Raw genomic sequence first — 12,811 nt, forward strand, 5'->3', positions numbered from 1 at the left:
TAATATGAAAAAAATACTCGTAACAGGCGGGGCCGGGTTCATCGGCTCGAATTTCATCAGACATATACTTAAGACGTATGACGATTATTCCGTGGTCAATCTCGACAAGCTGACCTATTGCGGCAACCTGGAGAACCTGAAGGATGTCGAGAAGGACAAGCGGTATAAGTTCGTCAGGGGCGATATCGCCGACAGGAAAGTCGTGGAGTCCCTGGTGAAGGGATGCGATGTGATAATAAACTTTGCCGCCGAGACCCACGTCGACCGTTCCATAAAAAAATCCGACGACTTCATAAGGACGAACGTCTTCGGTACGCACACGCTCCTTGAGGCGGCCAGGGGTTCCGGCATAGACCTCTTCGTGCAGATATCTACCGACGAGGTGTACGGCAGCATCCAGGAGGGTTCTTTCAAAGAGACGGACGGCCTGAACCCGAACAGCCCGTATTCCGCCACTAAGGCCGCGGGCGACCTCCTGGCCAGGTCGTATTTCGTTACGCACAAGCTGCCGGTCATAGTGACGCGCAGCTCGAACAATTTCGGCCCTTTCCAATACCCGGAAAAGGTCATACCGCTCTTCATCACCAACGCCCTCGAGGATAAGAAGCTTCCGCTCTACGCGGACGGTATGAATATGAGGGACTGGCTTTTCGTGGAAGACAACTGCACGGCGATAGATAAGGTCATGCACAAAGGGAAGCCGGGCGGGATCTACAATATAGGCGTCGGAGGCGAGACCACCAACCTGGAGCTTACCCACGCGATATTGGATATACTCGGCAAAGGCAGGGACCTCATACAGTTCGTAAAGGACAGGCCCGGCCACGACAAGCGTTATGCGCTCGATATAAGCAGGATAAGCGAGCTCGGCTGGAAACCGGAACACGATTTCAGGTCGGCGCTTGAGCTTACCGTAGAGTGGTACAGGAATAACGAGAAGTGGTGGAAGCGATTGCTCAAATGCCGCCAAGACATAAAATACTGATAACCGGATCGAGCGGCATGCTCGGGATCGATCTTTCGCAGGAACTGCACGGCGACTATACGGTAATAGGTGCGGATGTGGTCCACGGTCCACGGTCCATGGTCCATGGTTTTGAAAGTTGCGATGTAACGGATAAGAAGAGGGTCGCGGAGGTGGTGGAGGGCGCCAATCCCGATGTCGTCATCCACGCTGCCGCATTCACGGATGTGGACGGGTGCGAATCAAATGAGGCGAAGGCCCGCGCGATAAACGTCGAAGGCGCGGGGAACGTCGCCGCTGCATGCAGAGATGCCGGCGCGGCCATCATATACATCAGCACCGATTTCGTATTTGACGGCGCGAAGAAGACGCCTTACCTTGAGACGGACAGGACGCGCCCGTTGAGCATATACGGGAAGTCGAAACTCGAGGGCGAGGAAGCGATAAAGGGCATGACAGGGAGGCACTATATACTTCGCACGAGCTGGCTTTACGGAAGATACGGAAAGAACTTCGTCGATACCATAATAAATAAGGCGCGGACGGAGAAGGTCTTGAAGGTGGTGGACGACCAGGTCGGCTCCCCGACGTATACGAAGGACCTGGCTAAAGCGATTCATGCGTTGCTGGACAAGCTCAGCCCAAAGCCCACGGCCCATAGCCCAGAACGCTATGGAATTTATCATATTTCCAACTCGGGAACCGTCTCATGGTACGAATACGCGAAGACGATACTGGAAATGGCCGGGTCTGGGACGAAAGTCATCCCGATATCGTCTAAAGAGCTGGCCCGGCCGGCCAACAGGCCTGCCATGTCGGTGCTGGACAATGAAAAATTCACCGGGTATACCGGATATATCATGCGCAGCTGGAAAAGCGCTTTGAGAGAGTATCTGTCAGAAACGCCAAGAAAAGGGGAATGATATGCTGAGGGAACTTGAGAAGAAGATATTGAGCAAGAAGGCGAAGATAGGCATCATCGGTCTCGGCTATGTCGGCTTACCGCTGGCCGTCAGTTTCGCCAAAAAGGGGTTCAACGTGTGCGGTATGGACATAGATGCCAAGAAGGTAAAGAAATTGAACAACGGCGAATCGTACATACTCGATGTTTCCAGCTCGGACCTTGCAGAGGCGAGGAGAAAGAAGAACCTGCGCGGCACATCCGACTTCAGCGCGATAAAGGGTCTCGACGCCATCATCATATGCGTCCCGACGCCGCTCAATAAGTCGAAGGAGCCGGACGTCTCTTATATCGTATCCGCCGTAGGGAGCATAAAGAAGCATATGAAACGGGGACAGCTCATGGTGCTGGAGTCGACCACCTACCCGGGTACGACCGAAGAGGTGATGCTGCCGATACTGGAATCGGACGGCCTTAAAGAGGGGGAGGATTTCTATCTGGCCTTCTCGCCTGAAAGGGTCGACCCGGGGAATAAGAGATACCACACGGAGAATACGCCGAAGATAATAGGTGGTATATCGGAAAAGTCGACGATGATAGCCAAATTGCTGTACGAGCAGGCCATAGAGACGATAGTGCCCGTCTCGTCGAGCAAGGTCGCGGAGATGGTAAAACTACTTGAGAACACTTTCAGGATAGTGAATATCGGTCTCGTGAACGAGATAATGCTCATGTGCGATAAGCTGGGCATCGACGTCTGGGAAGTCATAGATGCCGCGAAGACGAAACCCTATGGCTTCATGCCTTTCTACCCCGGGCCCGGTGTCGGAGGCCATTGTATACCGGTCGATCCCATATATCTTTCATGGAAGGCCCGCGGACACGGTTTTGAGGCGCGCTTCATAGACCTGGCATCATACGTCAATTCGCAGATGCCTCATTATGTGGTCGATAAGGTCGTTGAAGGGCTTAATGACCACGGTAAGCCGCTGAGGTGTTCCAAGGTCCTGATCCTGGGCGTCGCATACAAAAAGGACGTAAAGGACCTGCGGGAATCGCCCGCCCTAGAGATAATAAATCTGCTCGTAAAGAAGGGGGCGCTGGTCTCTTATTACGACCCGTATCTGCCCTATCTCAAAATAGACGATATAAACCTGAAGGGCCTGCCGTTCAACGAGAGCTCGTTCAGGGATTCCGACTGTGTCGTGATAACCACAGACCACACGGATGTCGATTATAATTTCGTATTGAAGCATTCAAAACTGGTCCTGGACACGCGCAATGTCCTGAAGGGCGCAAAGAAGAGGGATAAGATAATAAAATTATAGGAGAATCATGGCAAGATATCTCGTAACGGGCGGGGCAGGGTTCATAGGTTCAAATATAGTTGAGGAACTTGTAAGGCGCGGCGCGGAGGTGGCGGTCCTCGATAATTTTATAACCGGAAAGAGAGAGAACCTGGCGCCTTTCTCGGGCCGTATAGAGCTGATCGAGGGCGATATAAGGGATGGCAAGGCGCTTGCCGTTGCTCTCAAGGGTGTCGATTTCGTCATCCATCAGGCGGCGCTTCGCTCTGTCCCCAAGTCGGTAGACGATCCTTTCTCGACGAACGATATAAATATAACCGGGACGCTCAAACTGCTCGCCTCGGCGAAGTCGGCGGGCGTCAAGCGTCTCGTCTATGCTTCGTCGAGCTCCGTATACGGGGACGTCAGGAAGTTCCCGCAGAGGGAGTCGGATGTCACATCGCCGATATCCCCTTACGGCGTGTCGAAGCTGGCCGCGGAGTGTTATTGCGTGACCTTTGCCAGGACGTTCGGCCTCGAGACGGTATCGCTCAGGTACTTCAATGTCTTCGGCCCGCGCCAGAACCCGGAGAGCAAGTACTCCGCGGTCATACCCGCGTTCCTGTTCAATATGGTGAAAGGCGAATCGCCGGTGGTAGAATGGGACGGCAGGCAGGCGAGGGACTTCACGTACGTAGGAAATGTCGTGAAGGCGAACCTTAAGGCATGCGTCACGCCGGGCATATCCGGCGAGGTCTTCAACGTCGCCTGCGGCACATCCAAATCGGTCATAGATATAGTGAGGGCCCTCAATAAGATCCTGAAGACGGACGTCAAGCCGCGGTATGCGCCGAAGAGGTCCGGTGATGTACGCAAGACCTACGCCGATACGGCCAAGATGAAAAGGCTGCTTAAGCTCGGCCGCCTGGTCCAGTTCGAAGAGGGGTTACGGCTTACGGTCGAGTGGTTCAGGAAGAATATCTAGGAGAACCAGTTGCTATTCAAAAGCGTCAAGGTCAAAATATTTCTCACGGTATTCCTGGTATATCTCTTCTACATAGCCCCGAACTACATCGCCGCCAATACCTACAGGTATGTGATGCTGGCCAGGGCGGTAGCCGATGACGGCACCTTCAACATCGATAAAGAAGCGGATAATACGCGCGACAGGTCTTCATACGGGGAACATTATTATATAGGCGCCGCCCCGGGCCTGGGGTTGACCGCGGTACCTCTCTACATGGTCCTGAAGCCGGTCATCGGGGCGATGCCTGGGGTCGTCTACCGGGATCACGGGACATCCGTCCTGAACCTCTTCTTCACATTCTTCTTCTCCCTGCTGCCGGGCGCGCTCATAGCGGTGCTCTTATATGAGGTGCTCCAGCAATTCGAGCTGGACGATAATGACCGGATCCTGATCGTCTTAGCATCGGCATTCGGCACGATACTCTTTTACTATTCCACAAAGTTCACCGCCCATACGATGGGCGCATTCCTTTTATTCAGCGCGTTCCATATATTCTTCATCTCCAGGTACCGTCCCGTTCCGCCGCGCTCATATTTTATCGCAGGCCTGTGCCTGGGCTCGGCGGTGCTATTCGAGTACACTCTCGCCATAGCGTCGGGCCTCCTGGCGATATATAGCATGATCAATATCAGGAAGGTGAAGTTATCGCACTATCTGCTCCTCGGTTCGGGGATCTCCCTTATGGCCCTTGCCTTTATGAGCTACCATTATGCCTGTTTCGAGAATCCTTTCGCGCTCGCCACTACCTATAGCCGTATGGTGGGGCCTATACCTTTTGCGTTCCCTCAGCCGAAGATAATATTCGAATTGACGTTCGGCACATACAGGGGGATCTTCATGTATATGCCGGTGCTCCTGGCCGGCGCCTACGGCCTATTCGTATTTTACAGGAAGCCCATAAAAGAGTATATACCCGAAGTGATACTGATCAGCCTGATATGCCCGGCCATCTTCATGGCCGTCGCGCTCTTCTGCAACAAGGTGTGGCCGTGGGGAGGGGACTTCGGCCCCAGGTTCTTCATATGCTTCGTCCCGTTCCTGATGATCCCGGCGGCGTTTGCGCGCAAGGCGTTAGGTTACAGGATATTATTCTGGATATCGGCCGTCTCGATATTTATAAACTGGTGCGGCGTCCAGTACGGCGACGCCGATAGCGTATTCACCGATATAGGGCTCTTCATATTCATGGGGCTCAACTCAAACCTCGCGGAGTGGGCATACGGCATCACCAACGGCTGTATAAGGAAATTGAACGTCATTACCCATTTTTCGCCGCTCTTACTGTTCGTAGCGTTACTGGCCGTCATATACATCATATGGAAAGATGAGATAGACGGCCGTATCCGGTTCCACTTTTGCAAAAAGACAGGGATGGTGACATGAAGAAGAGGGTGCTTGTAACGGGCGGCGCGGGCTTCATAGGCTCGCATATGTGCGATCTCTTCCTGGGGAAGGGGTATGAGGTGATCTGCGCGGATAACTTCATCACCGGCTCCATGGCTAACATCCGACACATGCTGAAAGAGAAGGATTTCCTGTTGTTGAAACGGGACGTAACGCGCCCTTTCGACATCAAGGGGCCGCTCCATTATCTGTTGCACCTGGCATCGCCGGCCAGCCCGCCGGACTACCTGAGGTATCCTCTGGAGACCCTGGAGGTGGGCTCTCTCGGGACCCGCAACGCGTTGGAGACGGCAAAAAAGAAAAGGTCGGCGTTCCTGCTGGCATCGACGAGCGAGGTCTACGGCGATCCCCTGCGCCATCCGCAGGATGAGGGCTACTGGGGCAACGTGAACCCGGTGGGGCCGCGCAGCGTATACGATGAGGCGAAGAGGTATGCCGAGGCCGTGACCATGGCCTATCGGACCCATTGCGGTGTCGACACGCATATCGTCCGCATATTCAATACTTACGGGGAGAGGATGCGCCCCAATGACGGCAGGGCCATACCTAACTTCATCGGCCAGGCGCTCAAGGCCAGGCCGATAACCGTATACGGCGACGGTTCCCAGACAAGGAGTTTCTGTTATGTGAGCGATATGACAGCCGGTATCTATAAGCTGCTCACCTCCGGTATACATACGCCGGTAAATATAGGGAACCCGAGCGAGATGACCGTCCTTGAGCTGGCAGGCCTTATAATAAAACTGACCGGGAGCAAAAGCAGGGTGGTCTTTAAAAAGCTGCCCGTGGATGACCCGAAGGTGAGACGGCCCGATATCGCGAGGGCGGCCTCTTTGCTGAAATGGGCCCCGAAGGTGCCGCTTGAGCGCGGGCTCATAAAGACCATAGAATATTTCAGGGGCATATAAGAAGGGGACGAGAGGAGCATCTGTAAATGAAGATACCGATACTTAACCTGAAGGCGCAATACGCGGAGTTCGAAAAAGAGACGCTCGCGAGGGTGAAGGCGATAATGCGGGAACAGGACTTTGTCCTGGGCCAGGAGGTGCGGACCCTCGAGGCCGGTATAGCAAAATACTGCGGCACGAAATACGCCGTCGGGGTAGCTTCGGGCACCGATGCCCTGATATTGTCGCTCAAGGCCATGGGTATAGGCCCGGGAGACGAGGTCATAACTACGCCTTTCACTTTCATGGCCACTGCCGAAGCGATCGCCCTCGTCGGCGCAACGCCCGTCTTCGCGGAGATCGACCGCGCCACTTACAATATAGACCCGGCCCGCATAGAGGAGAAGATAACGCCCAGGACGAAGGCCATACTGCCGGTGCACATATACGGGTTATGCGTCGACATGGACCCGGTCCTCGAGATAGCGAAGAAGCGCCGCCTCAAGGTGCTGGAAGACGCCGCGCAGGCGATCGGTTCGGAGTATAAAGGGCGCAGGGCCGGCTCGATGGGCGACGCCGGCGCCATAAGCTTCTTCCCCAGCAAGAACCTGGGTGCGTTCGGGGACGCCGGCATGGTGGTGACTAACGATCCGAAGATCTGCGAGTCGCTGAAACTCCTGCGCGTCCACGGGAGCGACAGGCGCTATTATCACGATGTCATAGGGTACAACTCGCGGCTCGATAACCTGCAGGCCGCGGTCCTCAATATAAAGCTGAAACGCCTGGAGGGGTGGATAAAGGAACGTATAGCCATCGCCCGATACTTTGATAAAAAATTCAAGGCGCTTCCTCTCAAGACCCCGTATGTGCCGGACGGTTACAGGCATTCGTATTATCTATACGTGCTGCGCGGCGCCGACAAAGACGGCATTGAGAGGTCGCTGATCGATTCCGGCATAGAGACGAGGACATACTATCCGGTGCCGCTCCACCTGCAGAAGTGCTTCAGCTATCTCGGCTATAAGGAAGGCGCGTTCCCGGAAGCGGAAAGCGCCTGCCGCGAGACCTTCGCCGTGCCCCTCTACCCGGAACTGACCGGAAAAGAGAAAGAGTACATAACGGGCAAGATCGCCGGCTTTTTCCGGGACTGAGCCGGTGCCGTTTCCGCCGGGTCCATTATGAATGCCATTTCCAAAAAGATCATCTTCATCCTGGTCACTGTCGTCTTCATGCTCGCGGTGCTCGAAGTATCTTTCCGCGTGATATATTCGATAAAGTACCGCAACGCCGAATATCTAGTATACGGCATCAGGAACGTATTCAAGTTCAATGTCGACCAGTTCAGGGGTTATATCAAATTGCGCGCCCCGGAGAACAAAGGCGACATACTATACCTGGGGTTCCGTACCGCACCCTTCCCCATAGAGAAACCACAGGACGAATACAGGATAGTCGCGCTTGGCGGGTCCTCTACCTACCACACCCAGGGGACGTATGAGGAGAGCTGGTCCTATATCCTGGAGAAGCTGCTTAACGAGCGGCTGAACGACCGCGCATACAGGGTCATAAATTGCGGTGTGCCGGGCCAGACCACCTACGGCGCAGACCGCCTGCTGACGGACGAGATATTCGGCTGGAAGCCGGACATGATAGTCCTATATACCCTGTATAACCATATAAATTTCGATACACCGGCTATACTGAAGGGAAGAGAGGAGGGCGACCTTCTCTTCAGGGCGGCAAAGTTCCTTTTCTACGACAGGAGCCTCCTCGCCACATACCTGATAAATTTTGCAGGCCTCCATTCCGGACTGACGACTCAGAACAAGATGGAGAGCTACCGGTACCTGCTGAAGGATATTATAAAAAAGTGCAGGGATAACGGCGTGGAGATAATAGTGGTAAAACAGCTGATAAGGCCGGCCGACTTTTTAAGGGTCAATAGCGAAGGATGCACCACCGATTTCACGCGGAAGGCGCCTGACCAGTACATGCTTTTTCTGGATATCATCGATGAGGTCTCGGCGGAAGACCATACGGAGATGGTCGACTTCTCGGCCTATTCGCCTGTATGCAGAGACAGGGTGGACAGCATATTGATGGATACCCAGGTGCACCTGTCGGCTTACGGGAGCGAGCTCCTGGCGGATACCCTGGCGGATAAGATCGTCTCTATAAGGCGCAAATAAGGGTTGCTCTGTCTTCCGGCAACTTTCTGCCTTGACACTATCCGGTGTGAGGAGTAGAATATTGTTCAATGAATGAACATGACACTTTCAATGAAGAGACCCTTTACCTTATAAGGGAGATAGAGCGGGACCCGTCCTCAAGTCAGCGCCGCCTTTCCAATAACCTCAATATATCCCTGGGGAAGACCAATTATCTCATAAAGGAACTTGCCAAAAAGGGGATAGTCAAGATAGTCAGTTTCTCCAAGAGCTCCGGGAAGGTCAAAAAATTGCAGTATGTCCTTACCCAGAAAGGGCTTGAGGAGAAGGTTACCCTTACATACCATTTCCTTAAGGCAAGGGAGAAGGAGTATAAACGGCTCAAGGAGGATTACGAGAAGGCGATCGCCCTGGTAAGCACCGCCCAGGGACAGGCCGCCGAGAAAGGGCATAATACATGAAAGTTACCCTGCTGATACCTACGCTGAACGAGATAGGCGGCATGAAGAGCATAATGCCCAGGATAAAGAAGGAGTGGTATGACCAGCTCATAGTCCTGGACGGAGGATCTACCGATGGCACGATAGAATACGCCAAAGAGATGGGTTACGACTTATATGTGCAGAAGAAAGAGGGCATCAAGGAGGGGTATAAAGAGGTCTATGACATGATAACCGGAGATATCATAATAACCTTCAGCCCGGACGGGAATTCCATAGCGGAGCTGATACCGCCTTTGGCGGCAAAGATGCGCGAGGGGTATGATATGGTCATAGTGTCGCGTTACGCGGGACACGCAAAGAGTTACGACGATGACGCGGTCACTTCATTCGGCAACTGGATGTTCACCTCGGTCATAAACCTCCTCCACGGTTCCAGATATACGGACGCGATGGTGATGTTCCGTGCCTACAGGCGCAAGATGGTCGAAGAGCTGGACCTGGACAAGGATGGGAGCTACTCGTATGTGGAGAAGCTCTTCAATACGAAGATCAGCTGGGAGCCGCTCCTTTCGGTGCGTGCGGCCAAACGTAAGATGAGATGCGCCGATATACCGGGCGATGAACCTCCGCGCATAGGGGGCGAGCGCAAGCTTAAGATAATAAAATGGGGGCTCGCCTATCTTACGCAGGTGATCACCGAAAAATTTGTCTGGATGAAATGAAGAAGATCACAAGAAGATCCGGAAAGATACGGTCCCTGAGAGGGGCTGCCCTGGCAGACCTCTACGCCTGCATGTCCAGGATCCGGCTGGTCGAGGAGGCGATAGAGGAGTTCTATCCCGCCGACGAGATGAAGACGCCGGTCCATCTCTGTATAGGCCAGGAGGCGATCGCCGCGGGTGTCGCTCTCAATCTTAAGAAGGAAGATCTCCTCTTCAGCAATCACAGGGGGCACGGCCATTATCTTGCCAAAGGGGGAGACCTTAATGCCATGATGGCGGAACTCTACTGCAGGGAGTCGGGGTGTTCCAAAGGGAGGGGCGGGTCGATGCACCTTGTGGACACCGCGGCCGGGCTTCCGGGGTCTTCGTCCATAGTGGGAGGGGATATACCGGTCGCGGTGGGCGCGGCGCTCGCCATATCGATGCAGAAGAAGCCGCTCGTCTCAGCGGTCTTCTTCGGCGATGCCGCCACAGAGGAAGGCGTATTTTACGAGAGCGTTAACTTCGCCGTATTGAAGAAGCTTCCGGTCATATTTGTATGCGAGAATAACTTTTACTCCGTCTGTTCCCACCAGGGGAAACGCCAGGCGATAGATAATATATACGAGCGGCTGGAGAAGTGCGGTATCCCCGGTCACCGAGTCGACGGTTGCGATGCCATAGAGGCGTACCGGGTATCGAAGAGTTGTATCGACAGGGCCCGCTCGGGCAAGGGCCCTTCGCTCATAGAGTGCCGGGCCTACCGCTGGAGAGGCCATGCGGGCGCAGGCCCGGATTATAAGATGGGCCACAGGACGAAAGCGGAGCTTGACGGGTGGGTCAGGAAGTGCCCCATCAGGGCCTTGAGGTATATATTGTCAAAGGAGAGGGTGCTCTCCAAGGAAGAGCTTGACGGTATAGAGAGGTCGATAAAGAAAGAGATATCCGCGGCATTCGAATATGCCAGGAAGAGCCCTTTACCCAGAAAGGAAGAGGTCGGTAAGTACCTCTACAGCTGACTATGCCCTGGACGAAGATACTTTTAGAGAGGCTCGCCCCCGGACCGGAGATAGAGACCGGCCGGCCCGGTGACAGGAAGATGGCTTATTCCGAGGCGATCCGTGAAGCGTTCGACCAGGCGCTGGCGAACGATCCCAGGGTATTTTTGATGGGGCAGGGAGTGGATGACCCGACCGGCATGTTCGGCACCACGCTCGGCCTGCAGAAGAGATACGGAGAGGCCCGGGTCTTCGATACACCCCTGGCGGAGAACGGTCTTACCGGCGTGGCCCTGGGCGCCGCGCTTGGCGGCATGAGGCCCGTATATCTGCATAACCGTCCGGATTTCCTGCTCCTTGCCATGGACCAGATAGTCAACCATGCCTCTAAATGGAGCTACATGTTCGGCGGCGCCGTAAAGGTGCCGCTCGTCATATGGACCGTCATAGGACGGGGCTGGGGCTCTGCCGCTCAGCATTCGCAGGCCCTGCAGGGCCTCTTCATGCATGTGCCCGGCCTGAAACTTGTTATGCCTGCCACGCCATATGACGCAAAGGGCCTTCTCATAACGGCCATAGCCGATAATAACCCCGTCATCATAATAGAACACAGGTGGAATTTCAAGCAGCAGGGGTATGTTCCGAAAGAGCTCTATTCCGTCCCGTTCGGGAAAGGGGCGATAAGGCGCGAAGGGAAGGACCTGACCATCGTCGCCGCGTCATATATGGTCTCCGAGGCGATCAAGGCCTCCGACACGCTCTTCAGGGAGGATAAGATAGATGCGGAGGTGTTAGACCTCAGGACCCTCAAGCCGCTGGATGAGGAGATGATACTGCGCTCGGTAGGCAAGACGGGACGGCTCCTCGTCGCGGATACCGGCTGGAAGACGGGCGGTATCACGGCGGAGATAGCCGCCATCGTAGCCGAAAAAGGTTTTTCGTCATTACGCTCGCCGGTGAAGCGCGTGGCGTCCGAAGACGTCCCCACACCGTCGAGCTATGTACTTGAGGATGCGTTCTATAAAGGGGCAGGCGATATCGTGCGTGCCGCAAAGGAGCTGTTCATATGAAGAGATCGGGAAAGGCCAGGTCGATGAAGGTCCTTGTGACGGGAGGGGCGGGATATCTCGGTTCCATAATGGTCCCGGCGCTCCTCGGGGAGGGGCATGAGGTCACCGTCATAGATAATTTCATGTACAACCAGTCGTCCCTCCTTGACTGCTGTTATGATAAAGGTCTGGAGATAATACGGGGCGATGTGCGTGACAGGCAGCTTGTCCGGAACGCCCTTAAAAAGGCGGACGCCGTATTCCCGCTCGCATGTCTCACCGGCGCGCCGCTCTGCGCAAAGGACCCGACCGGCGCCCAGACGACGAACTTCGATGCCGTTAAGATGATCCTCGACCTCAGGGGGAAGGGCCAGAGGATAATATTCCCTACGACTAACAGCGGTTACGGCGTAGGGGAGAAGGATAAATTCTGTACCGAAGAGACACCTTTGAGGCCGACCTCGCTTTACGGGCGGCTTAAGGTGGAGATAGAGAAAGAGATACTGGCCAGGGGCAACGCGATCACGCTCCGCCTGGCCACCGCATTCGGCATAAGCCCGCGGATGCGCCTTGACCTCCTGGTGAACGACTTCACCTACAGGGCGGTGACCGACCGTTTCGTGGTCCTCTTCGAATCCCACTTCAGGAGGAACTATATACACACAAGGGACGTGGCAAGGGCGTTCATCCACTGCCTGAAGAACTTCGAAAAGATGAAGGATGAGCCGTATAACGTGGGCCTCAACGATGCCAACCTTACAAAGTGGCAGCTCTGCGAAGAGATAAAGAGACAGGTCCCCGATTTTCATTTCACCGAGTCGAAGATCGGGAAGGACCCGGATAAGCGCGATTATATCGTGAGCAACGAAAAGATAAAGAAGGCCGGTTTCTCCGCCTCGACGTCGCTCAAAGACGGTATAGGCGAGCTGATCAAAGGGTATAAGATAGTGCGCAGGAACCAGTTCTCGAACGTGTAACGCGCA

General features: G+C 54.6%; 13 protein-coding genes. All 13 read left to right on the top strand.

Features of this window, described 5'->3' with window-relative positions; translation table 11 throughout:
* Nucleotides 1-4: 4 nt before the first annotated feature.
* The 13 genes from rfbB to WC515_07730 all read left to right on the top strand — a co-directional run bounded on the left by rfbB (nt 5) and on the right by WC515_07730 (nt 12,805).
* Nucleotides 5-985 (top strand): dTDP-glucose 4,6-dehydratase, encoded by a 981-nt coding sequence (rfbB, locus tag WC515_07670; GenBank protein MFA5147236.1) that lies wholly within the window; start codon nt 5-7, stop codon nt 983-985.
* A complete protein-coding gene (rfbD, locus tag WC515_07675) occupies nt 961-1,887 on the top strand; it encodes a dTDP-4-dehydrorhamnose reductase (GenBank protein MFA5147237.1) in 927 nt (308 codons plus the stop codon). The genes rfbB and rfbD overlap by 25 nt, the downstream gene beginning before the upstream one ends.
* A gap of 1 nt (nt 1,888) precedes the next feature.
* Nucleotides 1,889-3,193, top strand: a complete 1,305-nt coding sequence (locus tag WC515_07680) for a nucleotide sugar dehydrogenase (GenBank protein MFA5147238.1) — start codon at nt 1,889-1,891, stop codon at nt 3,191-3,193.
* 7 nt (nt 3,194-3,200) lie between these two features.
* On the top strand, nt 3,201-4,136 hold the full coding sequence (locus tag WC515_07685; GenBank protein ID MFA5147239.1) for an SDR family oxidoreductase: 936 nt from the start codon (nt 3,201-3,203) through the stop codon (nt 4,134-4,136).
* A gap of 9 nt (nt 4,137-4,145) precedes the next feature.
* Complete coding sequence (locus tag WC515_07690) at nt 4,146-5,561, top strand: hypothetical protein (protein ID MFA5147240.1); 1,416 nt, start codon at nt 4,146-4,148, stop codon at nt 5,559-5,561.
* Nucleotides 5,558-6,490: a UDP-glucuronic acid decarboxylase family protein gene (locus WC515_07695; protein ID MFA5147241.1), complete on the top strand. Its 933-nt coding sequence runs from the start codon at nt 5,558-5,560 to the stop codon at nt 6,488-6,490. Before WC515_07690 ends, WC515_07695 begins: the two co-directional genes overlap by 4 nt.
* A 26-nt stretch (nt 6,491-6,516) precedes the next feature.
* Nucleotides 6,517-7,620, top strand: coding sequence for a DegT/DnrJ/EryC1/StrS family aminotransferase (locus WC515_07700; protein MFA5147242.1), 1,104 nt, complete (start codon nt 6,517-6,519; stop codon nt 7,618-7,620).
* Nucleotides 7,621-7,647: 27 nt separating this feature from the next.
* On the top strand, nt 7,648-8,658 hold the full coding sequence (locus tag WC515_07705; GenBank protein MFA5147243.1) for a hypothetical protein: 1,011 nt from the start codon (nt 7,648-7,650) through the stop codon (nt 8,656-8,658).
* 68 nt (nt 8,659-8,726) lie between these two features.
* Nucleotides 8,727-9,098 carry a MarR family EPS-associated transcriptional regulator gene (locus WC515_07710; protein ID MFA5147244.1) on the top strand — a complete coding sequence of 124 codons (372 nt, stop codon included), beginning with the start codon at nt 8,727-8,729 and terminating at the stop codon, nt 9,096-9,098.
* On the top strand, nt 9,095-9,802 hold the full coding sequence (locus tag WC515_07715; GenBank protein MFA5147245.1) for a glycosyltransferase family 2 protein: 708 nt from the start codon (nt 9,095-9,097) through the stop codon (nt 9,800-9,802). The genes WC515_07710 and WC515_07715 overlap by 4 nt, the downstream gene beginning before the upstream one ends.
* Entirely contained in the window at nt 9,799-10,800 is a 1,002-nt protein-coding gene (locus WC515_07720; protein ID MFA5147246.1) for a thiamine pyrophosphate-dependent dehydrogenase E1 component subunit alpha, read from the top strand. Before WC515_07715 ends, WC515_07720 begins: the two co-directional genes overlap by 4 nt.
* Before the next feature lie 2 nt (nt 10,801-10,802).
* Nucleotides 10,803-11,849, top strand: coding sequence for an alpha-ketoacid dehydrogenase subunit beta (locus tag WC515_07725; GenBank protein MFA5147247.1), 1,047 nt, complete (start codon nt 10,803-10,805; stop codon nt 11,847-11,849).
* 23 nt (nt 11,850-11,872) lie between these two features.
* On the top strand, nt 11,873-12,805 hold the full coding sequence (locus WC515_07730) for an NAD(P)-dependent oxidoreductase (protein ID MFA5147248.1): 933 nt from the start codon (nt 11,873-11,875) through the stop codon (nt 12,803-12,805).
* Nucleotides 12,806-12,811 lie beyond the last annotated feature (6 nt).

It is taken from the genome of Candidatus Omnitrophota bacterium, from assembly GCA_041650805.1.
In the GTDB taxonomy this organism is placed as follows: domain Bacteria; phylum Omnitrophota; class Gorgyraeia; order 2-01-FULL-45-10; family 2-01-FULL-45-10; genus JBAZKM01.

What these genes read in the sequence shown, in the direction of transcription:
- rfbB (MFA5147236.1), top strand. Translation starts at nt 5, where the DNA reads ATGAAAAAAATACTCGTAACAGGCGGGGCCGGGTTCATCGGCTCGAAT.
- rfbD (MFA5147237.1), top strand. Translation starts at nt 961, where the DNA reads ATGCCGCCAAGACATAAAATACTGATAACCGGATCGAGCGGCATGCTC.
- WC515_07680 (MFA5147238.1), top strand. Translation starts at nt 1,889, where the DNA reads ATGCTGAGGGAACTTGAGAAGAAGATATTGAGCAAGAAGGCGAAGATA.
- WC515_07685 (MFA5147239.1), top strand. Translation starts at nt 3,201, where the DNA reads ATGGCAAGATATCTCGTAACGGGCGGGGCAGGGTTCATAGGTTCAAAT.
- WC515_07695 (MFA5147241.1), top strand. Translation starts at nt 5,558, where the DNA reads ATGAAGAAGAGGGTGCTTGTAACGGGCGGCGCGGGCTTCATAGGCTCG.
- WC515_07700 (MFA5147242.1), top strand. Translation starts at nt 6,517, where the DNA reads ATGAAGATACCGATACTTAACCTGAAGGCGCAATACGCGGAGTTCGAA.
- WC515_07705 (MFA5147243.1), top strand. Translation starts at nt 7,648, where the DNA reads ATGAATGCCATTTCCAAAAAGATCATCTTCATCCTGGTCACTGTCGTC.
- WC515_07710 (MFA5147244.1), top strand. Translation starts at nt 8,727, where the DNA reads ATGAATGAACATGACACTTTCAATGAAGAGACCCTTTACCTTATAAGG.
- WC515_07715 (MFA5147245.1), top strand. Translation starts at nt 9,095, where the DNA reads ATGAAAGTTACCCTGCTGATACCTACGCTGAACGAGATAGGCGGCATG.
- WC515_07720 (MFA5147246.1), top strand. Translation starts at nt 9,799, where the DNA reads ATGAAGAAGATCACAAGAAGATCCGGAAAGATACGGTCCCTGAGAGGG.
- WC515_07725 (MFA5147247.1), top strand. Translation starts at nt 10,803, where the DNA reads ATGCCCTGGACGAAGATACTTTTAGAGAGGCTCGCCCCCGGACCGGAG.
- WC515_07730 (MFA5147248.1), top strand. Translation starts at nt 11,873, where the DNA reads ATGAAGGTCCTTGTGACGGGAGGGGCGGGATATCTCGGTTCCATAATG.